The organism is Bacillus sp. 41-22 (assembly GCF_025809295.1).
Taxonomy (GTDB): Bacteria; Bacillota; Bacilli; order Bacillales; family Bacillaceae_G; genus Bacillus_A; species Bacillus_A mycoides.
Genome location: NZ_CP084035.1, coordinates 4,709,397 through 4,730,913, shown reverse-complemented (window position 1 = coordinate 4,730,913; position 21,517 = coordinate 4,709,397). Strand labels below are relative to the sequence as shown.

At 36.7% G+C, this 21,517-nt stretch carries 24 protein-coding genes; 15 read left to right on the top strand and 9 right to left on the bottom strand.

All coding sequences use genetic code 11. The features are described from left to right. Positions 1 to 235 precede the first annotated feature (235 nt). The 6 genes from dapF (at position 236) to LCF45_RS24390 (ending at position 3,552) form a co-directional block, all read left to right on the top strand. Positions 236 to 1,102, top strand: coding sequence for a diaminopimelate epimerase (gene dapF / locus LCF45_RS24415; protein WP_002015893.1), 867 nt, complete (start codon positions 236 to 238; stop codon positions 1,100 to 1,102). 41 nt (positions 1,103 to 1,143) lie between these two features. Next, on the top strand, positions 1,144 to 1,497 hold the full coding sequence (locus LCF45_RS24410) for a HesB/IscA family protein (RefSeq protein WP_078206626.1): 354 nt from the start codon (positions 1,144 to 1,146) through the stop codon (positions 1,495 to 1,497). A 268-nt stretch (positions 1,498 to 1,765) separates the two neighbouring features. After that, complete coding sequence (locus LCF45_RS24405) at positions 1,766 to 2,524, top strand: hypothetical protein (protein ID WP_263894341.1); 759 nt, start codon at positions 1,766 to 1,768, stop codon at positions 2,522 to 2,524. Positions 2,525 to 2,611: 87 nt separating this feature from the next. Next, positions 2,612 to 2,803 carry a hypothetical protein gene (locus LCF45_RS24400; RefSeq protein ID WP_016120988.1) on the top strand — a complete coding sequence of 64 codons (192 nt, stop codon included), beginning with the start codon at positions 2,612 to 2,614 and terminating at the stop codon, positions 2,801 to 2,803. A 32-nt stretch (positions 2,804 to 2,835) separates the two neighbouring features. Next, positions 2,836 to 3,021, top strand: a complete 186-nt coding sequence (locus LCF45_RS24395) for a hypothetical protein (protein ID WP_078203757.1) — start codon at positions 2,836 to 2,838, stop codon at positions 3,019 to 3,021. 177 nt (positions 3,022 to 3,198) lie between these two features. Further along, positions 3,199 to 3,552, top strand: a complete 354-nt coding sequence (locus LCF45_RS24390; protein ID WP_078203758.1) for a YxeA family protein — start codon at positions 3,199 to 3,201, stop codon at positions 3,550 to 3,552. Between the two features lie 30 nt (positions 3,553 to 3,582). Here LCF45_RS24390 and LCF45_RS24385 read toward each other — a convergent pair whose 3' ends face one another. Next, on the bottom strand, positions 3,583 to 4,044 hold the full coding sequence (locus LCF45_RS24385) for a 2-thiouracil desulfurase family protein (RefSeq protein WP_002089319.1): 462 nt from the start codon (positions 4,042 to 4,044) through the stop codon (positions 3,583 to 3,585). A gap of 231 nt (positions 4,045 to 4,275) precedes the next feature. Here LCF45_RS24385 and LCF45_RS24380 point away from each other — a divergent pair, with 231 nt between their 5' ends. Further along, entirely contained in the window at positions 4,276 to 5,157 is an 882-nt protein-coding gene (locus tag LCF45_RS24380) for a helix-turn-helix domain-containing protein (RefSeq protein WP_078203759.1), read from the top strand. A 16-nt stretch (positions 5,158 to 5,173) separates the two neighbouring features. Here LCF45_RS24380 and LCF45_RS24375 read toward each other — a convergent pair whose 3' ends face one another. From LCF45_RS24375 to LCF45_RS24365, 3 genes are all read right to left on the bottom strand, one after another. After that, positions 5,174 to 6,421 carry an MFS transporter gene (locus tag LCF45_RS24375; RefSeq protein ID WP_003192140.1) on the bottom strand — a complete coding sequence of 416 codons (1,248 nt, stop codon included), beginning with the start codon at positions 6,419 to 6,421 and terminating at the stop codon, positions 5,174 to 5,176. Positions 6,422 to 6,749: 328 nt separating this feature from the next. Then, positions 6,750 to 7,226 carry a GyrI-like domain-containing protein gene (locus LCF45_RS24370; protein ID WP_263894340.1) on the bottom strand — a complete coding sequence of 159 codons (477 nt, stop codon included), beginning with the start codon at positions 7,224 to 7,226 and terminating at the stop codon, positions 6,750 to 6,752. Between the two features lie 165 nt (positions 7,227 to 7,391). After that, entirely contained in the window at positions 7,392 to 8,381 is a 990-nt protein-coding gene (locus tag LCF45_RS24365; RefSeq protein ID WP_002129707.1) for an NAD(P)/FAD-dependent oxidoreductase, read from the bottom strand. Positions 8,382 to 8,842: 461 nt separating this feature from the next. On the opposite strand from LCF45_RS24365, the gene LCF45_RS24360 reads away from it, so the two are divergent. From LCF45_RS24360 to pepA, 5 genes are all read left to right on the top strand, one after another. Beyond that, complete coding sequence (locus LCF45_RS24360) at positions 8,843 to 10,051, top strand: NAD(P)/FAD-dependent oxidoreductase (RefSeq protein WP_263894339.1); 1,209 nt, start codon at positions 8,843 to 8,845, stop codon at positions 10,049 to 10,051. A 120-nt stretch (positions 10,052 to 10,171) separates the two neighbouring features. Beyond that, positions 10,172 to 10,678, top strand: a complete 507-nt coding sequence (locus LCF45_RS24355; RefSeq protein ID WP_002015875.1) for an NUDIX hydrolase — start codon at positions 10,172 to 10,174, stop codon at positions 10,676 to 10,678. After that, a complete protein-coding gene (locus tag LCF45_RS24350; protein ID WP_002089308.1) occupies positions 10,675 to 10,992 on the top strand; it encodes a YuiB family protein in 318 nt (105 codons plus the stop codon). The genes LCF45_RS24355 and LCF45_RS24350 overlap by 4 nt, the downstream gene beginning before the upstream one ends. Positions 10,993 to 11,078: 86 nt before the next feature. After that, positions 11,079 to 11,705, top strand: a complete 627-nt coding sequence (locus tag LCF45_RS24345; protein WP_002129706.1) for a 3D domain-containing protein — start codon at positions 11,079 to 11,081, stop codon at positions 11,703 to 11,705. A 205-nt stretch (positions 11,706 to 11,910) separates the two neighbouring features. Beyond that, on the top strand, positions 11,911 to 13,395 hold the full coding sequence (gene pepA / locus LCF45_RS24340) for a cytosol aminopeptidase (RefSeq protein WP_002129705.1): 1,485 nt from the start codon (positions 11,911 to 11,913) through the stop codon (positions 13,393 to 13,395). Positions 13,396 to 13,563: 168 nt separating this feature from the next. Here the strand turns inward: pepA and cdaS are convergent, their stop codons facing one another. Further along, positions 13,564 to 14,169, bottom strand: coding sequence for a sporulation-specific diadenylate cyclase CdaS (gene cdaS / locus LCF45_RS24335; protein ID WP_002129703.1), 606 nt, complete (start codon positions 14,167 to 14,169; stop codon positions 13,564 to 13,566). Positions 14,170 to 14,312: 143 nt separating this feature from the next. Between cdaS and LCF45_RS24330 the strand changes: the two genes are divergently transcribed. Beyond that, positions 14,313 to 16,037, top strand: coding sequence for a phospho-sugar mutase (locus LCF45_RS24330; protein WP_002129701.1), 1,725 nt, complete (start codon positions 14,313 to 14,315; stop codon positions 16,035 to 16,037). A 152-nt stretch (positions 16,038 to 16,189) separates the two neighbouring features. Next, positions 16,190 to 17,077 carry a UTP--glucose-1-phosphate uridylyltransferase GalU gene (gene galU, locus LCF45_RS24325; RefSeq protein WP_002015869.1) on the top strand — a complete coding sequence of 296 codons (888 nt, stop codon included), beginning with the start codon at positions 16,190 to 16,192 and terminating at the stop codon, positions 17,075 to 17,077. A 105-nt stretch (positions 17,078 to 17,182) separates the two neighbouring features. Here galU and LCF45_RS24320 read toward each other — a convergent pair whose 3' ends face one another. The 3 genes from LCF45_RS24320 to LCF45_RS24310 all read right to left on the bottom strand — a co-directional run bounded on the left by LCF45_RS24320 (position 17,183) and on the right by LCF45_RS24310 (position 19,568). Beyond that, the gene (locus LCF45_RS24320) at positions 17,183 to 18,031 is read right to left on the bottom strand and encodes a hypothetical protein (RefSeq protein ID WP_078178517.1); all 849 of its coding nucleotides are present in this window, start codon (positions 18,029 to 18,031) and stop codon (positions 17,183 to 17,185) included. A 149-nt stretch (positions 18,032 to 18,180) separates the two neighbouring features. Then, positions 18,181 to 18,774 (bottom strand): biotin transporter BioY, encoded by a 594-nt coding sequence (locus LCF45_RS24315; protein WP_002015867.1) that lies wholly within the window; start codon positions 18,772 to 18,774, stop codon positions 18,181 to 18,183. Between the two features lie 50 nt (positions 18,775 to 18,824). Then, the gene (locus LCF45_RS24310) at positions 18,825 to 19,568 is read right to left on the bottom strand and encodes a DUF3298 and DUF4163 domain-containing protein (protein ID WP_002129698.1); all 744 of its coding nucleotides are present in this window, start codon (positions 19,566 to 19,568) and stop codon (positions 18,825 to 18,827) included. A gap of 96 nt (positions 19,569 to 19,664) precedes the next feature. Between LCF45_RS24310 and LCF45_RS24305 the strand changes: the two genes are divergently transcribed. Continuing rightward, entirely contained in the window at positions 19,665 to 20,048 is a 384-nt protein-coding gene (locus tag LCF45_RS24305) for a hotdog fold thioesterase (protein ID WP_002034550.1), read from the top strand. A 36-nt stretch (positions 20,049 to 20,084) separates the two neighbouring features. On the opposite strand, the gene LCF45_RS24300 is transcribed toward LCF45_RS24305, so the two are convergent. Beyond that, positions 20,085 to 21,461, bottom strand: a complete 1,377-nt coding sequence (locus tag LCF45_RS24300; RefSeq protein ID WP_002015863.1) for a glycine--tRNA ligase — start codon at positions 21,459 to 21,461, stop codon at positions 20,085 to 20,087. Between the last annotated feature and the right edge of the window lie 56 nt (positions 21,462 to 21,517).

Below are 21,517 nucleotides of genomic sequence, written 5' to 3'. Positions count from 1 at the left end.
AGTTAGGTTGAAGCCCTGCTGCCCGTCCCCCCACTGATTAAAGTTTCACTTTACTAGGAGTGTTTATTTCGAAAAAAAAAGCCCTTTTAGAAGGGCTTTTTTCTTACACGATTTGTGTAAGAACGGCTTATTGCCAAAACACTGTCAAATATGAGAAACGGGGGACATTCATATTGTGTTCTAAAAGCATGCATTTTATACTTGAAATAATAAATTATTTTTGGAGTGAATAAAAATGAGCCAATTTTCTTTTACAAAAATGCATGGTCTTGGAAATAGTTATATATATGTAAATATGTTTGAGGAACAAATTAGAGAAGAAGATTTAGCAATTGTAGCGGAAAAGGTTTCAAATATTAATACTGGTATTGGTGCAGATGGAATGATTTTAATTTGTCCTTCTGACGTGGCACCAGTAAAAATGCGCATGTTTAATAACGATGGCTCAGAAGGAAAGAGCTGTGGAAATGGTTTACGCTGCGTAGCGAAATATGCGTATGAGCATAAACTGGTAGAAGGTAAAGTTTTCACAATTGAAACGTTAGCGGGTATTGTTACGGCAGAAGTAACGGTAGAAGATGACAAAGTTACATTAGCGAAAATCGACATGGGAGCACCTCGTTTAACACGTGAAGAGATACCGATGCTTGGTGAAGGAGAGACACCATTTATTCGTGAGAACTTCTTATACAATAATCACCGTTATGCATTTACAGCTGTTTCAATGGGGAATCCACATGCGGTTATTTTTGTTGATGATGTAGAAAAAGCGCCTCTTACAACGTTAGGACCGGTTCTTGAGACGCATGAAATGTTCCCAGAGCGAGTGAATGTTGAATTCATCGAGATTTTGAATGATGAAGAGATGAATTTCCGCGTTTGGGAACGAGGATCTGGTGTAACACAAGCTTGCGGGACAGGAGCATGCGCAGCTGTCGTTGCGGCAATTTTAAATGGGAAAATGGAACACGGTAAAGAAATTACGGTTCACTTAGCAGGCGGCGACTTAATGATCGCATGGACAGAAGAAGGAAATGTATTAATGAAAGGACCTGCGGAAATAATTTGCCGCGGAGTGTATGAGTACAAGATAGAAGCGTAAAGATGTATAATAGAATGAGAACAGAAAGGATGGTGTATTTCATGATTGAAGTAACAGAACAAGCAGCTTTTCAAATTAAAGATATGTTAAAAGATGCTGAAGATGGAGAGAAGTACGTGCGCCTTGCTGTACATGGCGGCGGATGTAGTGGTCTTTCTTACGGCTTAGGATTTGAAGTAGAACCAAAAGAAGACGACACAGTTCTTGAGTTTTTCGGTGTTGAATTTGTTATCGATAAAGAAAGTGCTCCGATTGTAAAGGGAGTGAAAGTTGACTATAAGCAATCTATGCTTGGCGGCGGATTCACAATCGACAATCCAAACGCAATCGCATCATGCGGATGTGGATCATCTTTCCGTACAGCGACGAATGCTGGTAAGCCAGAAGATTGCTAAGTTTTTTCATCCCTTTATTCTAAGTGGAAATTGAATGGGTAGGTTGCATATAAAGACCTTCTTAGCGATGAAACCAAATCGTTAGGAAGGTCTTTTCTTTTGCGCTAAAAAGAAAAAGAGCATGACAAAGATAACGAATATATGCAAGAAGAAGGCTAAAGAGGATGCATGAAGGTGCAGGCCATATCAAATTGTATAGAACTGACTCGTTCCATATTAATTAAAATACGCTGATTACTAGAAATTAAAAACTACCGGAGGAATTACAATGAAGTCATTTAAGAAAGTACTGGTATTAGGGATGACGTTGGTTACAGCATCAATATTTGGAGCTTGTTCTAACGATACAGACGTGTTAACAAAAGCGGGAGCAAAGCAACAAGTGAAATCGGAAGCGGAAGTACTAAAAGAACAGAAGGAAACCCCTATGACTACGAGTGAACGTGACAGCATTAAATATGAGGACGCTACATCGTCACAGAAGCGTTATATTTCTCGTGACGAAGCCGAAAAGATTGAGGAAGGCATGACATATACGGATATCCTTAACAAGATTAACTACGGTGGTGAGAACATAAAACATTATAATAACAAGGAAAAACGCGTGTTTTATACTGAAAAGGATACGGATGGTACATATGAAATTATGGTTGAATTAAATACATATGGTTACGTTGTGAATATTGAACGCACTGCTATAAGGGATGCGGATAAAGAGAGTCCGGTATCTACGAAAAGCAGTGAAGAGCCTATAAAGGAATATGAAGAAAAAAACGACCGCGTACCGTGGTATAAAGATGTAAATAACGATTCGGCGGAAGTAGACTATAATCACTATTTGAAAATCAAAAAAGGTATGCCTGCGAATCAAGTAAAAGCTGCGATTGGACAGCCACGTATGATTGAGAAATATAAATCGTATTCAGTATACGGCTATACCGGTTATGGCGGCGAAGGAACATTACGTGTAATCTTCGAACCAAATGGAACTGTTACGCAGGTAGTAGAAGATGGATTACAACGATAATAAATTAATTACGGGAACAATTGCAGTAAAGTTGTCGGTGGCTTTATAAAGTCTTGGAGAGAGAACCGTGAGTAATCGGAGAGGACAATGATGAACGAAGATAAGATAACGATAATTATGCTAGCAGTATTAACGATAGCGTTAGTATTTGTTGGGGTTTTGTCCAAATTCAATAGCCTCATTGTGGACGCTATCGCCGTACTATTTTTGTTGATAGCTACTGCAGTAGGCGCAGCGGTTGTAACAGAACGTAGATTGCGCAAAAAGAATGGGAAGTAGCAGTTTTTTGTACGAGCGGGAGGGGACGCAAGATTGACGATGTTTTTGAATTCGTAGGGAGATATGTGATTAAACCTATAACTAAATTTGTAAGTTACATTGTAATAGATATCATAATAGAGTGCGTAATAGAGGGTGTAATAAGCGGTATAAGGAAATTACGTGATAAGATTCGTGACAAGTGGAAAAATTGGCGTGGAAGACGTTATTGGCGTTAATAGATTGTCATGACTAGGCTAGATGAGTGTCAATAACGTTTTCAATGAAAAAACACTGATTAAAGTTTTAATTTACTATCTTACAAAAGTGTAATGTTTATGTCATGTTTTTGAATTTCTTCTTTAAAGCGAAGGCCTTAAGATAACAATATAAGAAAAACATATGAGGTGAAGGAATTGAAAAGATATATTGCACTTTTTAGTATTTTAGTTGTATTTGCAAGTCTATTAGTTGGCTGTGATTTAAACCGTATGGGTAAAGATGAGTACTACGTTCAAATTACTACTGATGGAATCGAAAAGAATGAAAAAGCTGATAGTGGTCAGCCGCACAAATCATTCGAGTATAAGCTACCTGCATTTGATAAGGATGGTAAAGAAAAAGAAATGGAATTTACCGCTGCGAAAAATCTTCGTAAAGAAGCATTTTTGCGTGTATTCCACTCAGATGAAAAAGGTGTAACTGCTTGGGAAGAAGTGAAAAAGGACGAGCTTCCTGCGAAAGTGAAAGAAAAATTAGGTGTGAAATAAGACAGATGTAAAAGGAATTGACGAACAGGGTCAATTCCTTTTTTTACTTTCAAAATCCTCTTCTGAAATGACTTTAAATCCGTGTCTTTTAAATAAAGCAGTTGTCACTCCGTAACCAGTTTGTTTATTGCCGTTAAATTCCCCTGTGTAAATAGTAGAACTACCACAAGATGGACTGCGTTCTTTTAAAATTATATATTCTGGGTTTAAATCTTTTATTTGTTCTAATGCTTTATAAGCACCACGCACGAAAGCTTCCGTGACATCTTGTCCTTCTTTCGTCATTACTTTTGCTTTTCCATCTAAAACATCATCGCCATTACCGCCGATAATTTCAGCAGAAGGGCGTGGTGTTGGTAAACCGCCTAATACTTCGGGACAAACGAGGATGGTGTCTTCCCTTTGTAATAACTCTTCTATTTGTGAAACGAGATTATCGTTACCGTCATAACGACAAGCGATACCACCTAAACAAGCACTAATTACAATCATATTTTCATCTCCAATAAAGTGAAAATTTAATCAGTGGGGGTTTTGTCCATCCCCCACTGATTATTAGTTGAACCAATCGGGCTTTTACGGGCAGTTGATCTCCCACCTAACCTCCTCGCATTCGCCGAATCTGGAGGTGGGAGTCTTACTGCCCGTTAATGCGGGATAAAAAATATTAAATATCACGCCAATTTCTCTTCCTATTTCTTACCTATAAGTGAGGTGATAAAAATGGGAAGCTTATATAATTTAATGAAACCATATAGTCAATTTCGAAGTAAAGAAGAGTTTAATACATATCAAAAACAAGTTTTGAAGTGCTATCGATTTCAATTGAATAAAACGGATTCTATCATTATTCATTTTTTAGGAAAGTATGCAGTGAATGAGAAACAGAAAACAGTGGGAGTTGCTTGTCCGTTAATGGAGACGATTGCTACAAATGTTGGAAAGAGTATTCGTACGGTACGCCGCTCGATTGCAAAGTTAGAAGAACTAGGGATTATAAAACGTATTGCAACAAAAGAAAGATATAAGCGCGGGGGATATAGTGCAAACTTATATGTATTTCTTAAATCTGCAATTGACCGCATGGATGACCGTATGAAAATGTCCGCATGTGAAAGTGATGATCGTACAGATGGCTGTAGTGGAAACGAGCAAAAAAATGAGGGGGAAACAATTCTTTCTAAAAACATTCCACAAATAAAAGAGAAAAGAAAAGTAACGTACGAGCTTGATGAAACGTATTGTCGTCACGATATACCGAAGCCTTTTATATACGCACTGGTGCCGATGACGAGTAATCCGAAGAAGATTAATATATTTTGGAGTAAGGTGGAACTTGCTTATAAAAAGAGCGGATTACTAGAGCAAGGTGCTTTATTAGAGGGGATATTAGCTGATGAAGAAGCGTATGGAAATTTAATTTGGCGGGTGAAAAGTGTTGTGAGAGCGTATAAGTACGGAGAAATTCGTAAAGATGTTGGAGCACTATTGTATAGTACGATGCGAGATTTATTTTTAGAAATTGGATTAGAGTGGGGAGCGGCATTAAGGAGAAGTAAGGGAATACCGTTATTCGATCCATTTAAAAAAGAGTCATGCATATAATACATGACTCTAAGAGCTAATCGAACTTTCTTACAACTGGAACACGAATTGCTACAAATAGTACAAAGACGATAACAGCGATTGCACCGCTTTTCATAACCGTTACAATTGGAATGCCGATTCCAAGTGCAAGCGATGTAAATGCGTAAGAGAGCGGAATGAATCCCATCGATGAAAGCATGAGTAGGCTCATTACGCGTCCCATCATTTCTTCTTTTACTGTCGACTGAATCATCGCCATAAGTGGAACAATTGCCATTGCGATTGTAATACCGTAAAACATTCCAGCTAATAACGCTTGCCAAAGTACGGTGCTAAAATTGATGGCTAGGAAGAATACACCAGACAGTAGCATCATGATAATGCAAAATAGTCCACGTCTACGATTAATATTTTTTAATCCGACAATGACAGCTCCTATCGCCATCCCGCCGCCAACAGACGCTTCTAAGTAACTAAACTGAAGTGAATCACCGTGCAGAACGTTTTTTACGAAGAGCGGAAATCCTACTTGCATTGGGCCGATTAAAAATAAGTTTAAAAAGGCGCTACATATAAGGAAAGTTGAAAGAAATGGTGATTCTTTTACATATAAAATTCCCTCTTTAATAGAAGTAAACATGCCTTTATCTGTTTCATTTTTTTCGGGTACGGTAAATTGTATTTTTTGAACGAGTATTGCAGCGATAATGAGTAGCAGGATTGTAATTGAAAAAATTGTTTCATAGTTCGTAAATTTAATGAGAATACCGCCAAGTACAGGTCCTAAAATGACAGATGCTTGGTTTGTCATTTGAGTAAGTGAATTTGCTTGTGTTAAACGGCTCTTTTCTACAAGTTCAGGCAGAATAGATCCATCTGCTGACCAGAAGAAAGCGTCAGCAAGTCCGAAGAACAATGCGAATAAAGCAAATGTATATAGTGTTACATCACCGACGATGAACCAGGTGAGAATAGTTGCGACAAGAATAGCGCGAATAATATTAGAGTAAAACATGATATTTTTTTTCGGGAATTTATCAGCTAATGCTCCGCCGATAATCATAAAGATGAGCCTTGGAACACTAAGAGCCACGAAAACAATACCGAGTGAAGCCTCAAGGTTTAATGTTTTTGCTATGTACCATGTTTGTGAAAAAGTAAAAAAGGCTAAAGCAAAGCTTGAAAAGAGAGTAGCTGCCCAAAGAAAAAGGAAATTCGTATTTTTTAATAACGGTTTTCCGCTTCCTTCTAAAGCAGATTTATTTTGTTGTAGTTCCTCCATATTGCTTCCTTTCTATGTACCGATTTTAGACTGAAAAACCTATTAACAATCGTTTTATCCCGCGTTAACGGGCAGTAAAACTCCCACCTCAAAATTTGGCTAGAGCAAAGAAGTTAGGCGGGAGTCGGGCTGCCCGTAAACGCCCGATTGGTGAAGGCTAATACTCAGTGGGGGATGAACAAAACCCCCACTGAGTATAGTTTCACTTTATACAGTTTCTAATATTTCTATACTGCACTTTCTCATTGTAGACAATAATAATGAATTTGCACAGTGGCTATTTAACGACAAAAAAGAAGATACCAAAGGGTATCTTCTTTTTTGTCATTCACGCTAAAGCAATATAAATATCCACTTGTACGTTATTTGGATCTACTGCATTTTCGTCATAAAGCTCAAAGTCTGCTGTAAAAGCACGTGTGTTTTCTTTCGACCATTGCCAAATATATTCCCAAGTTTCACAAATGACTTCAGACACAGGACCTTTTCTCGTTGTAAATACCGCATACGTAGCAGCAGGTATTGTTAAGGTTGTCATATTTTCAGGAACTTCTTCTAATGAAGAAACAGGCATGCCGATAGTAAATTGATATGTACCAGTTTCATCCGATTCGTAGTTTGAGTAGAAAGCGAATGTTTCTTTTGTTTGTTGATTTGGAATTTGATGCATGATTTTTTCTTGGAAGTAGCGATTCCAAAGCACCGGAATCTTTCCTTCATTTGATGCTTCTTTTTCGTTTGTAGTTGTAATAGAAACACCGATTGCTTGGAAAGCTTCTTTTTTTACGATAATAGGTTCTTTCATTAATAAAACCTCCCTTTATTAAACGAAACGTACGTTCTGTTTTATTGTAACATATTTTGGAAAGAAGTAGTGTTTTTTATCAAATTGCGATGTATTTTAGTTAGGAAAAAGAGAGAGTATGAAAAGAACTCCTTTCATGTAAAAGGAGTTCTTTTCGTTTCTATATTAAAACATACTTGAGCTATGCATTGGTTGAAGTTTTGCGTTTGGATCGAAGTAAGCTTTTGCATTGTTTACTGCTGTCGGTGCTTCACCAAAGCCGCAAGCAATGAGTTTTACTTTTCCTTCATATGTACAAATGTCACCAGCAGCGTAAATGCCAGGAATATTTGTTTCCATTTTTGAGTTCACGAGGATGCTGTTTTTTTGAATATCTAAGCCCCAATTTTTAATTGGACCAAGTGAAGAAACGAAGCCGTAGTTTACGATTACGTCATCAACATCGATGATAATTTTTTCTTCTGTTTTTACGTGCTGAAGAACAACTTGTTCAATAGTATCATCACCGATAAGTTCAACTGGAACGTAAGGTGTGCTTACTTCTGCACGGGAATTCATTAAGCTTTCTACGCTATGTTCATGTGCACGGAATTTATCGCGGCGATGAGCAATTGTAACTTTGTCCGCAATCGGTTCTAACATCATTGTCCAATCTACTGCTGAGTCACCACCGCCGAATACAACGACGCGTTTTCCAGCAAATTTATTCATATCATCAACGAAATAATGTAAGTTTTTCTTTTCATATTTTGCTGTGCCTTCTAATTCTAAGCGGCGTGGTTGGAAAGCACCATTGCCAGCAGTAATGATGACAGATTTAGAGTAGTGAGTTTGTTTATTTGTAACAAGTTTAAATATACCGTCAGCTTGTTTTTCAAGCGTATCAACAGCTTCTTCTAAGCAAATAGTTGGATCGAACTTTTTCATTTGCTCTTTTAAGTTATCAACTAACTCTTGTGCACGCACTTTTGGGAATCCAGCTACATCATAAATATATTTTTCGGGATATAGTGCGGATAATTGCCCTCCAAGTTGAGGTAAGCTTTCAATGATTTTTACACTTGCTTGTCTCATTCCGCCATAAAATGCAGTGAATAGTCCTGTTGGGCCACCACCAATAATCGTTATGTCGTAAACTTTTTGATTTTCTGTCACTTTCATTCCCCCTATAGATGGAATTTTAATATTGATTTCATATATTGTTCATATGTACACGAAAATCCTGCAAATGATGACACTTTCAAATAAATGATAGCATATTTCAGTTAATAATACTTCTGAAAACGACTGAATAATAAGTAAGTTTGCGTATAGATGTTTTAGAATCGTATAAAATACAACGGAAGGAAAATACATGAAAAAAAGGCTAAAAAACCCTTGAAAACGCTATGTTATTTTAAAATATCGATAATTCTCTAGGTGCTTGAATTATGGAATGAAACCGACTAATATAGGGAAGTATTATGTTAAATTTCTATGACAAATTTCGTACGATTTTTTGACTGCGTTTTGTTATGATATAGAATGTGATAAATTCCACATTCTTGACAAATAGAGTTTTTAGTACTTGGTATTATTTTTTATTACTATTATATAAAGAAAAGGGTTGTGATTTAGTGAAGACTCCAAAAATCGTAGTTTTAGGTGCAGGTTATGGCGGGATGATTACGACTGTTCGTCTGCAAAAAACATTATCTGTAAGTGAAGCTGAAATTACGTTAGTAAACAACAACAGCTATCACTACCAAGCAACTTGGTTACATGAGAGTGCAGCTGGTACATTACAAGATGATAAAATCTGTCTAGATATTCAAGACGTTATCGATACAAATAAAGTGAACTTTGTACAAGATACAGTAGTAGAGATTAAAGCTGCTGAAAAACGTATTATCTTAAAAGATGGTGAATTAGAGTATGATTACTTAGTAATCGGTCTTGGTTTCGAATCAGAAACGTTCGGAATTAAAGGATTAAAAGAGCATGCATTCTCAATCACTAACATTAATGCAACTCGTCAAATTCGTGAGCATATGGAAGAAAAATTCGCTCAATATGCGACTGAAAAACGTGATGAGTTAGTAACAATCGTTGTTGGTGGCGCTGGATTTACTGGTATCGAGTACGTAGGTGAGCTTGCAAATCGTATTCCTGAACTTTGCAAAGAGTACGATGTTCCACGTGAAAAAGCACGTATCATCTGTGTAGAAGCTGCTCCAACAGCACTTCCTGGTTTCGATCCAGCATTAGTAGAGTACGCTGTAAAACAACTTGAGAAAAAAGGTGTAGAATTCCGCATCGGTACAGCAATTAAGGAAGCAACTGAAGAAGGTATTATCGTTGCCAACGGTGATGATACTGAACTTCTTAAATCTGAAACTGTAGTTTGGGCTGCAGGTGTTCGTGGTAATGGTATTGTGGAAGAGTCTGGATTTGAAGCAATGCGCGGACGTATTAAAGTGGATGAGTACATGCACGCTCCAGGTCATGAAGATGTATTCATGGTTGGTGATGCAGCGTTAATCATCAACGAAGAGATTAACCGTCCATACCCACCAACAGCACAGATTGCAATTCAAGAAGGTTATAATATTGCACACAATTTAACTGTGTTAGTTCGTGGCAAAGGTGAAATGAAAAAGTTCGCATTTGATAATAAAGGATCTGTATGTTCATTAGGTCATGACGATGCAATGGGCGTTGTTATGGGTAAAAAGTTAACAGGTTGGAAAGCTTCATTCATGAAGAAAGTAATCGACAACCGTTACTTATTCTTACTAGGCGGACCTTTATTAGTTCTTAAAAAAGGTAAATTGAAGTTCTTTTAATATATAGTAGAAAAAGCAGAAACGGCTATGAGCTGTTTCTGCTTTTTTCGTATTGAAAATATAGTATAATATATAAAAAAGAAAGAATATTCTGTTCGTTTTGATGGAGGAGGTTATATCATGGGGAAGCGAGGGAAAGTGTGGTTAGCTGTCAGTGGCTTAGTAGCTACAGAAGATGGGAGATGGCTATTCGTTAAGAAAAAATACGGTGGATTGAAAGGGCAATGGTCTTTACCTGCTGGTTTTGTTAATGAAGGCGAGACTGTTGATGAAGCTGTGAAACGTGAAATTTTGGAAGAGACAGGCATTGTTGCTCATGTAAAGGGGATTATTGGTATTCGCTCAGGTGTTATTCATAATGAAATTAGTGATAATATGATTATTTTTCTTCTAGAGCCAGAGGGAGAAGACGTTATCGTACAGGAGAAAGAATTGTCGGAAGTAGCTTTTTTACATCCAGAAAATATTGCAGATGATCAAAATACTTCTGTACTCATCAAATATTTATTAGAAGGAAGAGCAGAGTCGCATTTTGAAATGGACAAAACATTAAATCCAGGAGAGCAATTTGGTTATACGGCTTATCATGTGTTTACGGCGTATGCGAAGGAGAGGGAGAAGAAGTGAGTATACCGGTACTACTTATTTCAATGATGTTGTTCTTTATTTTATTTTTTGGAATTGGATTTTTACTCAACATGATTTTGCGAGCTACGTGGGTAATGGTTATTGTATATCCGATTATTTGTATGCTTATTATTAATAAAGCGAGTGTATGGGACTATTTTTCAAAGCCAAAAGAAACATTTTCTTCATTTGGGACAAGTGTATCGCATTTAGGACACGCAGATGTGTTTATTCTATCTACTGGATTAGTAGGTGCTGCTTTAGCAGGAATCATAATTAAAAAACTTCGAAAAAGTGGATATCAAATGTTTTAATCTCCAATCAATTTGGAGATTATTTTTTTGCATATTCCTTCATCGTATAGGGAATGATTAACGATGAAGGAGTGTGGAATATAAAAATGTTAAAACGATATTGTATTCGCATTATGATGACTTGTTTACTTGCATTCGCATTATGCGTAACATGGCAGGCTTTCACAGGAGTTTCTTTATTAGAGATTATAAAATTATATGAAGGAACAAGTGTAAAAGAAGTACATGCAGCAGAAATTGAGAAAAAAGTTGCTCCGAGTAAAGAAGTGATAAATGCTTTAGAGCAGGCAAATGACTGGTCTAAATATCGTGTTATAGAAATGACTGCAACTGGTTATACATCAGGTATAGAGTCGACTGGAAAGAGGCCGGGGCATCCAGAGTATGGCATTACATATTCAGGTGTTAAAGCAAAAAGGGATTTATATTCCACAATCGCTGCCGATTTACGCGTATTCCCGCTTGGGACAATTCTATTCGTGCCAGGTTACGGATATGGTGTTGTAGCTGATAAGGGCGGTGCTATAAAAGGAAATCGTCTCGATTTATATTATGATACGGTGAAAGATGTTTATAGCCAATGGGGTAAGAAAAAAGTAAATGTGTATATAGTGAAAATAGGAAATGGCAAGTTTTCGGAAGAAGAGTTAACGATGTTAAATCAAGACGAAACGATGCAAGTGTTTCGTGGACAATATTTAAAACAAAGATAGTCTAGTGGTAATAACGCTAGACTTTTTTCTTGTCTTATTTCACCATAGAAGATATTGGAGATAGCATCTTTATCCTGCTATTTGCGGCCGGTAAAACCCCCACTGATTAAAGTTTCACTTTATATGAAATAACAGAATTTAGAATTGTCGCATTTTATCGAAAATAAAGTTATAATGGACGTAGAGAAATTTAGGGGGTCTGAACATGTTTCAAGTACAAAAAGAATTAGTAAGTCATGAAGCGGTAATTGTTGCCTTATTTGAAGAAGATAAAAAGAGTAGCTTTGTACAAGAACTGGATAAAGCGTTTGAAGGACAATTACAAGTTTTATTAGAAGAAAAAGAACTTTCAACTAAGAAGAAAGCCATTTCAAAAGTACATAGCTTAGGAAAAACAAATGTTAAACGTTATTATTTTGTTGGTTTAGGTAAGAAAGAGTCATATACAACGGAAACGTTACGTGCTGCTCTTGGTAAGGCGTTTAAAGCATTACAAGCAGCAAAAGTACAAGATGCAGCAATCTTACTTGATTCTTTCGTGACAGATAAATTAGATGCGATTGATGTAGCTCATATTGCGGCAGAAGTACAAGGTCTTGGTACATATGAATTACAAACGTATAAAACAGATAAAAAGGATCGTGTAGAATTAGAGAAGTTTACGGCTATTACAGCAGAAGATGCACAAGAAATTGAAGCAGCATTAACTGTAGGATACGTACATGGACGTGCAACGAATTCAGCTCGTACGCTTGTAAATATGCCGCCAAACGTATTAACAGCGACAAAGCTTGCTGAGTATGCAGTTGAATTAGCAGAAAAATACGATATGGATTATAAGGTTCTTGAGAAAGAAGAGATGGAAGAGCTTGGTATGGGTGCATTACTTGCAGTAAACCAAGGGTCTACTGAACCGCCAAAAATGATTGCTCTTATTTATAAAGGAAAAGAAGAGTGGAAAGATGTAATTGGATTTGTTGGAAAAGGGATTACATATGATACAGGCGGTTATTCTTTAAAACCACGTGAAGGCATGGTTGGTATGAAAGGTGATATGGGCGGAGCTGCAGCTGTTCTTGGCGCGATGGAGATCATCGGTGAACTTCGTCCAGAGCAAAATGTAATTGCTGTTATTCCATCAACTGACAACGTTGTAAGTGGTACAGCATTTAAGCCAGATGATGTTATTACATCTATGAGCGGAAAAACAATTGAAGTATTAAATACAGATGCAGAAGGTCGCCTAGCGTTAGCTGACGGTATTACGTATGCGAAGAAACTTGGCGCAAATTACTTAGTTGATGTTGCAACATTAACAGGCGGTGTAATTGTTGCACTTGGAAATCATACAACAGGCGCGATGACAAATAATGAAGAATTGTTTGAACAAGTGTTAGAGGCTTCTATGGAAACGGATGAGCCAATTTGGCAATTGCCGATTTTTGAACGTGATAAAGAACGTGTCAAAAACAGTAAATTTGCTGATTTAAATAACTCACCAGGCCGTGAAGGACATGCGGTTATGGCTGGGACATTCCTTGGTGAATTTGCAGAAGAAACACCATGGGTACACTTAGACATCGCTGGAACATCTGAAACATCAGGAGCACATGATTTAGGACCATCTGGAGCAACAGGTGCAATGGTGCGTACACTTGCAACACTTGTTGAGCGTTTCGGAGAAGAATAATTTTTGAAGAAAGGGCTGTCTCAAATTTTTGGGATAGCCTTTTCTTATTGATATGGTATGACTATTGTCAGTTTTTGTCGGTAAGTCGATATATTTGGAGTTACGGTTGATATAATTTCATTTACTATTTTACCGTTTCAAAAAGTGCTACATAGTGAAAGATTCGTCCTATAAAGAAATCGTATATAACGTCCCGCCTAAAGCGAATGAAGTACGCCCTGTTTCCTCAGAGACAACTAATATAAGTGCATCAATTTTCTCGGATAAGCCAATTGCAGCCCTATGACGTGTTCCTAGCTCAGGATTGATTTCCATGCTTTTTGTTAATGGGAGAATATTAGCTGCTGAGACAATATGATTATTTTTAATGAGAACGGCTCCGTCATGAAGAGGGTTCCCTGGATAAAAAATCGATTCAAGTAGTGGCGCGGTTAAGTGTGCGTTTAATGTCGTTCCAGTTTGAATGAAAGAATCAATAGCGTCACTTCGTTCCACAATAATAAGAGCACCGTGTTTTCGAGCGCTTAAATGTTGGACAGCTGTAGTGATGAAATGTGAACTTTCCGTATAAGGTGATAAATATGCTTGAATATAATATGTAGCTGCTAACGTCTGTACATTTGTTAACATATGATGAATATCTTCCATTTTACATAAAATACATTCATCTTCTTTATCGATTGCATGCTTCATGTTTGATAATTCTTTTTCAGCAATTTCAATCATCTGCTTTGTTTTTATTTTGAGCTCTTCTGACAAGCCCCATTCTTGCATAATCCTCATTCCCTTTGGTGGAGTATTTAACCATAGTGTATACAAATATTTATAGTAAAATCCTGCTAGATTTTAAAAAATATTGAGATTCAGGTTGTTTTTTTCATATAATGAAGGTACGACAGGCGAGAGGAGATGGAAGTATGAATTGGAAACAAGAATTTAGTCGCTGGCTTTCATATGCAGAATTAGACGCAGAATTAAAAGAACAGCTAGAAAACATGAAGCAAGATGAGAAGAAAATCGAGGATAGCTTTTATAAAAATCTAGAGTTCGGAACAGGTGGTATGCGTGGTGAACTTGGTGCTGGTACGAACCGTTTAAATGTATATACAGTTCGTAAAGCAACAAAAGGATTAGCTATGTTTATTGAAAAACTAGGTGAAGAAGCGAAAAAACGCGGTGTTGTTGTCGCGTATGATTCTCGTCATAAATCACCTGAATTCGCAATGGAAGTAGCTGCTACTCTTGGTGCACACGGTATTACAACATATGTATTTGAAAGCTTACGTCCAACACCAGTGCTTTCTTTCGCAGTTCGTCATTTACATACAGCAAGTGGAATCGTTCTTACGGCAAGCCATAATCCGCCCGAATATAACGGTTATAAAGTATATGGTGAAGATGGTGGCCAGTTGCCTCCAAAGGAAGCTGATGAGTTAATTAGCTACGTAAATGCAGTAGAGAATGAATTAACAGTTGAAGTTGCTGATGTTGAGCAATTAAAAGCTGACGGTTTATTACATATAATTGGACAAGAAGTAGATGATGCTTATGCAGCAGAATTGAACAATGTCATTATTAATAAAGAGATGGTGAAAGAAGTAGGAAAAGATTTAAAAATCGTCTTTACACCATTGCATGGAACATCAAATATTTCGGTACGCCGTGGTTTAGAAGAAGTTGGATTTACAGATGTAACAGTTGTAAAAGAGCAAGAGTTACCAGATCCAAATTTCTCTACAGTAAAATCACCAAACCCAGAAGAGCATGCAGCGTTTGAGTATGCAATTCGCGACGGTGAAAAAGTAGGCGCAGATGTGTTAATCGCAACAGATCCTGATGCAGACCGTCTAGGTGTAGCAGTTCGCAATCACGATGGTGAGTTCCAAGTATTAACTGGTAACCAAACAGGTGCGTTAATGCTTGATTACTTATTATCACAAAAGAAGGAAAACGGAACGCTTCCAGAAAACGGTGTTGTTTTAAAAACAATCGTAACGTCTGAAATTGGCCGTACAATCGCAAAAGCATACGGTTTAGATACAGTTGATACGTTAACTGGATTTAAATTTATCGGTGAAAAAATTAAACAGTATGAAGAAAGCGGACAATATGAATTCCAATTCGGTTATGAGGAAAGCTACGGTTATTTAATCCGTCCATTCTGCCGTGATAAAGATGCGGTGCAATCCGTCCTATTTGCATGTGAAGTAGCTGCATACTACAAATCACAAGGTAAAACGTTATACGATGGTCTGCTAGAAGTATTTAAGAAGTATGGGTTCTTCCGTGAGGACCTTGTATCGTTAACGTTAAAAGGAAAAGATGGTGCCGAACAGATTCAAAAGATGATGGCAACATTCCGTGAGAATCCTCCGAAAGAAGTAGCTGGTTTAACAGTTGTTGCAGTTGAGGATTATAAAGAAAGCATCATTACAACGTTACAAGATGGAAATAAGGAAGAGATTCACTTACCGAAATCAAATGTGTTAAAATATCAATTAGAAGATAGTTCTTGGTTCTGCTTACGTCCATCTGGAACAGAGCCGAAAATTAAATTCTACTTTGGTGTACAAGATGATTCCTTACAAAATAGTGAACAAAAGTTACTTACTATTAAAGAAGATATTATGAATCGTTTATAATAGAATAGAGTGCTACTGATAGGAAAAGAGGAGAACGGAGAACGGCCTCCTCTTTTCTTGTAGTTTTGTTTGATGTAGAGGATTATTACGAGCGAGTGTTATAAATTTACACTTTACTAAGAGAATTAGAATGAAAAGCGAGGGTATTTGTCATGAAAAAAGTGAGAAAAGCAATTATCCCGGCAGCGGGATTAGGAACACGCTTTTTACCAGCAACGAAAGCAATGCCAAAAGAAATGCTTCCAATTGTAGATAAACCAACAATTCAATACATCGTAGAAGAAGCAGTAAAATCAGGCATCGAAGATATTATTATCGTTACTGGTAAAGGAAAGCGCTCTATCGAAGATCATTTTGATAACGCATTTGAATTAGAGCAAAACTTATTAGAGAAGAAAAAGTATGAGTTACTTGAAAAAGTACAAGCTTCTTCTAAAATGGTAGATATCCATTACATTCGACAAAAAGAACCAAAAGGATTAGGACATGCTGTTTGGTGCGCACGTAAATTCATTGGTGATGAGCCGTTTGCAGTATTATTAGGCGATGATATCGTTCAAGCTGAAAAACCATGTTTACGTCAATTAATGGACGAGTATGACAAAACACTTTCTTCTGTTATTGGTGTACAAACTGTTCCTGAAGCAGAAACACATCGCTATGGAATTATTGATCCGTTAGAGCAAGAGGGACGTCGTTATCAAGTTCGTAAATTCGTTGAGAAACCAGCGCAAGGTACTGCGCCTTCAAACTTAGCGATTATGGGACGTTACATTTTAACTCCTGAAATCTTTATGTTCTTGGAACAGCAACAAGTTGGAGCGGGTGGCGAAATTCAGTTAACGGATGCAATTCAAAGCTTAAATGAAATTCAACGTGTATTTGCATATGATTTTGAAGGAAAGCGTTATGACGTTGGTGAAAAATTAGGATTTGTTCAAACGACAATTGAAATGGCATTGCAACACCCAGAATTACGTGATGATATGCTAGTAATGATGAAGAAAGTTTTAGACGAGCAAATGAAGCAAGAGTCTTAATATAGTGATATAATCCCCTGTTGGATGAGCGGTAAAGGAACGTATTTACTGCTTAATCTAAAGGGGATTTTTTTGAGAAAAAAAGACACTCTGGAAAGAGTGTCTTTAATTAGAACTTAAATTTTTATCGGTAGGATTCAATTCATTAGCTTTTGATTTAATTTCATCAGTAATAGCGATATTAATATTTCCAGCTGCTTTTTTGTATTCCTGAATTAATGTATTAACGTTTTGGTTGAATGTGATTAAACTGCCACTTGGAGATTGAGCTTGTTCATTGAGAGCGGTAATAATACCATATATTTTTTTATATTCTTCATAGGTTTCTTTATACTTATTTGGCTGTTCTTTTGCAGCTTCAGAGACTAACTTTAAATCTGTTCCCATATTGCTGTAAAACGTATCTACAGTTGTAACCGTCCCATCAATTTCTGTTCTCTTAGATCTAAGCGCATTATTGAAGTCATTTCTTTGATCAATCGCTTTTGACCATGTAGTTGAATACTCGGATAATACATAAGAAGCTGAATATCTAAAGGTTTCTATATCATTATAAAAAGATGCCGCAGCAATTAAGTAATCAGCTTCTTTTTTCTTTTGGGCTTGAATAGCTTGATATTCTTCCTCCATATTCGTTACTTTTGTTATCGTAAAGAGAAGGATGATGATTGATATAACTGATGTAAGAAAGAGTATTATAGATGTTAATAAAGATTTTTTTGCTGGTAATTTTCGTACTTTCTTAATTAACCCAATAACAATAAAGATTAAGGCTGTGCATAAACTAATTATAGTAAGTATTAAAAAGAAAAATGCTAGACCGTTTCCAAAGGTATATTGCATTCCTAACTCGCTATTTCCATATAATTTGTAACTGATGCTCATACCTAGTATGAAAAATAAAGATAGTACTCCGACACTTATTTTAATAAGTGTATTTTTTGATAGCTTCACTGATTTTCCTCCAAAATATTGTTTTAATTAGATGTGCAAAATGTAAGATTTGCTGAACTATCATAACAAAATTTATTTCTAATATGTGTCGTATATTGTCGAAAATAAAAAATGAGTTATTTCAGTATACTGAAATAACTCATTTTTTATTATGAAATCGTCGAATGAGAATGCTGATAAGCGGAACGACGTACAGCATAGTATATGCGAGGTGCGATAATAGCGCCGATAATTGTAAACGCAATATCCTTTACTGCGAACCACATCATAATCATCCAGGCAGCTTTATAACTCATATTACCACCCATGAAAATATTGACTGCCCCGTACATATAAGTAGTACCGATAATATACGTTAAAATGATTCCGACGAAAGAAGAAATTGCAAAGGTGCTGAATGTTGGTCGTTCTTTTTGTTCTACTAGTTTTCCTGATACGTAAGCAACGATAATAAATGCGATAATAAAACCACCAGTAGGATCTAAAAGTGCTCCAAATCCAGCTTTGAAGTTAGCGAAGATTGGCGCACCTGCTACTCCAACAAGCATGTAAACAGTCATTGATAATGCCCCAAGTCTACTCCCAAGAAGAAGACCTGCTAAAATTGCGAAAAATGGTTGCATAGATAATGGAATGCCCGCTATTTGTAAGAATGGTGCCCACGATACAATATTTGCACCAATAGCCATAAGAGCGACGAACATGGCAGCTAATGCTAAATCTAAAACATGAAGCTTCTTCATAATGTTAACCTCCAGTTGTGTTTAGGTTAACATTATCGTAGCGAAAATATTTACTTGTTGTCAATCAAAATATTTTGATAAGAAGGCTTTAAATAGTCTCTAAGCAATGTGTATGGAATACGAAACTGCGGAATTCCGCTTGAATAAGGAGCAATTTCATATAAAGAGAAATAAATTACAAGATTATCCGGTTCTAAAAAGTAGTGAAACTTTTTAGTGCTCGTTACTTTTTCGACTGCATCAGGAAAATAAATGCTTTCATTTTGTTTAATTTGTCTTACAATCTCTGTGCGAATTATTTCTTTATATTTATCCTCTTGTTGAAATAAATCGTCTAAGTGTAATAATTTTTTTTCGTTTAAATCAAATGTATTTGCCTTCCACGTATACAGTCCGTGCGCTCCGCCTGTATATTGATAGTAATTCACATATAGGCTGAGGAAAGGTGGTTTGTTTAAAGCTACTTTATAGTCAACATTTGCAACGTATGGATGAAAAGGTGTGCTAGATCCTTCTGTTTCCTCATAATATTTCTTCGCTTCTTTTTCTAATTTACTTTTAAATTTAGTAGTAGAGTTTTTGTAATAGGAATTCAGCTTATTTTGAAATTTTGAATCAGAAAAGTTGTGAAAGGAAGGCCTATTAATTTGATATTCTATATAAGGTTTCTTACCTTTTTGCGTTACAGTCTTAACATTGATTGTCAGGTTGGATGCTTTGGCTGCTATTGCACAATTTGGTACAATAGTCAGCAAGGAGAACATAAGCAATAGTATACAAAATTTCTGTTTCATTTAGGTGAAACCTCCTTATATAAGTGTTATAGGTAGTTTGAAATTAAACAGGTAAAATTATACATTTGATCTAAAGTGAGAGAGGTTGAAAACGATATGTCAAAAACTTTAATGGATTCGCTTGGAATTGAGTTGTTAGAAATGACAGAGGATAAAGTAGTTGCTACAATGCCTGTTGATGAACGCACGCATCAGCCGTTTGGATTTTTACACGGTGGTGCATCTGTTGCATTAGCAGAAACTGTGGCAAGTGTTGGTTCATACAATTTAATTGATCAAGAAAAATGTATTTGTTTCGGATTAGAAATTAATGCAAATCATATTCGCTCAAAGCAAGATGGAATTGTAACAGCAATTGGAACACCGATACATAGAGGACAATCGACAATGGTTTGGGATATTCGCATCATTGATGAAAATGATGAGTTACTATGTATATCAAGATGTACAGTAGCAATTAAAGAAAAACGTGAAAAGTAAAAAGAGGCGGCTCAATAGAGCGCCTCTTTTTTATAATTAGAACTGGATTTTTTTCTCTAAGAAACCTTTTAGTTCGCTAATTGGCATACGAACTTGTTCCATTGTGTCACGGTCACGTACTGTAACAGCTTTGTCTTCAACAGAGTCGAAGTCGTATGTGATACAGAATGGAGTACCGATTTCGTCTTGACGACGGTAACGTTTACCGATAGAACCAGTTTCATCAAAGTCTACCATGAAGTCTTTAGCTAGTTCTGCGAATACTTCAGTAGCACCTTCAGATAGCTTTTTAGATAATGGTAAGATAGCTGCTTTATATGGTGCTAAAGCAGGGTGGAAACGAAGAACTGTACGAGAATCGTTTTCTAATTGCTCTTCTTCATATGCATCACATAAGAATGCTAATGTTACACGGTCTGCACCTAGAGATGGCTCGATGCAGTAAGGCACGTAACGCTCATTCGTTTGTGGATCGATATAGTTAAAGTCTTCGTTAGAGTGTTCCATATGACGTTTTAAATCGAAGTCTGTACGAGATGCAACGCCCCATAGTTCGCCCCAACCGAATGGGAATCTGAATTCAATATCAGTTGTTGCGTTACTGTAATGAGATAACTCGTCTTCACCGTGGTCACGAAGACGCATGCTTTCTTCAGTCATACCAAGTGAAAGTAACCAGTTTTTACAAGTTTCACGCCAGAATGCGAACCACTCTAAATCTTCACCAGGCTTACAGAAGAATTCAAGTTCCATTTGTTCGAATTCACGTGTACGGAATGTGAAGTTACCAGGTGTGATTTCGTTACGGAAACTTTTACCGATTTGGCCGATACCAAATGGAAGTTTCTTACGCATAGAGCGTTGTACGTTTTTAAAGTTTACGAAAATACCTTGTGCTGTTTCAGGACGAAGGAAGATTTCGTTTGTGCTAGACTCTGTAACACCTTGGAATGTTTTGAACATTAAGTTGAACTGACGGATTTCCGTGAATTCTTGGCTACCGCAATCTGGGCATTTTACTTCATGTTCTTTCATTAAGTCAGCCATTTGGTCGAAAGTAAGACCGTCAACGACCATTTCGATACCTTTTGCGTCTAATGCATCTTCAATTAATTTGTCAGCACGGTGACGAGCTTTACATTTTTTACAGTCGATCATTGGATCATTAAAGTTACCAACGTGACCAGAAGCGATCCAAGTTTTTGGGTTCATTAAAATAGCAGCATCTAAACCAACGTTGTGTGGAGATTCTTGAATGAACTTTTTCCACCAAGCTTTTTTAACGTTATTTTTTAATTCGATTCCAAGTGGACCGTAATCCCATGTGTTTGCAAGACCACCGTAAATTTCAGAACCAGGGAAAACGAAACCGCGATGTTTCGCTAAGTTTACAACTTGTTCCATTGAATACATAATAAAATCCTCCTTTTGAAAGTTAACGTATTTGCGATGACGTGATAGGTACTTTG

Excerpts from the sequence above, each read along its gene's own strand:
- dapF (WP_002015893.1), top strand. The coding sequence starts at position 236 with ATGAGCCAATTTTCTTTTACAAAAATGCATGGTCTTGGAAATAGTTAT.
- LCF45_RS24410 (WP_078206626.1), top strand. The coding sequence starts at position 1,144 with ATGATTGAAGTAACAGAACAAGCAGCTTTTCAAATTAAAGATATGTTA.
- LCF45_RS24405 (WP_263894341.1), top strand. The coding sequence starts at position 1,766 with ATGAAGTCATTTAAGAAAGTACTGGTATTAGGGATGACGTTGGTTACA.
- LCF45_RS24400 (WP_016120988.1), top strand. The coding sequence starts at position 2,612 with ATGATGAACGAAGATAAGATAACGATAATTATGCTAGCAGTATTAACG.
- LCF45_RS24385 (WP_002089319.1), bottom strand. The coding sequence starts at position 4,044 with ATGATTGTAATTAGTGCTTGTTTAGGTGGTATCGCTTGTCGTTATGAC.
- LCF45_RS24380 (WP_078203759.1), top strand. The coding sequence starts at position 4,276 with ATGGGAAGCTTATATAATTTAATGAAACCATATAGTCAATTTCGAAGT.
- LCF45_RS24375 (WP_003192140.1), bottom strand. The coding sequence starts at position 6,421 with ATGGAGGAACTACAACAAAATAAATCTGCTTTAGAAGGAAGCGGAAAA.
- LCF45_RS24370 (WP_263894340.1), bottom strand. The coding sequence starts at position 7,226 with ATGAAAGAACCTATTATCGTAAAAAAAGAAGCTTTCCAAGCAATCGGT.
- LCF45_RS24355 (WP_002015875.1), top strand. The coding sequence starts at position 10,172 with ATGGGGAAGCGAGGGAAAGTGTGGTTAGCTGTCAGTGGCTTAGTAGCT.
- LCF45_RS24345 (WP_002129706.1), top strand. The coding sequence starts at position 11,079 with ATGTTAAAACGATATTGTATTCGCATTATGATGACTTGTTTACTTGCA.
- pepA (WP_002129705.1), top strand. The coding sequence starts at position 11,911 with ATGTTTCAAGTACAAAAAGAATTAGTAAGTCATGAAGCGGTAATTGTT.
- cdaS (WP_002129703.1), bottom strand. The coding sequence starts at position 14,169 with ATGCAAGAATGGGGCTTGTCAGAAGAGCTCAAAATAAAAACAAAGCAG.
- LCF45_RS24330 (WP_002129701.1), top strand. The coding sequence starts at position 14,313 with ATGAATTGGAAACAAGAATTTAGTCGCTGGCTTTCATATGCAGAATTA.
- galU (WP_002015869.1), top strand. The coding sequence starts at position 16,190 with ATGAAAAAAGTGAGAAAAGCAATTATCCCGGCAGCGGGATTAGGAACA.
- LCF45_RS24315 (WP_002015867.1), bottom strand. The coding sequence starts at position 18,774 with ATGAAGAAGCTTCATGTTTTAGATTTAGCATTAGCTGCCATGTTCGTC.
- LCF45_RS24310 (WP_002129698.1), bottom strand. The coding sequence starts at position 19,568 with ATGAAACAGAAATTTTGTATACTATTGCTTATGTTCTCCTTGCTGACT.
- LCF45_RS24305 (WP_002034550.1), top strand. The coding sequence starts at position 19,665 with ATGTCAAAAACTTTAATGGATTCGCTTGGAATTGAGTTGTTAGAAATG.
- LCF45_RS24300 (WP_002015863.1), bottom strand. The coding sequence starts at position 21,461 with ATGTATTCAATGGAACAAGTTGTAAACTTAGCGAAACATCGCGGTTTC.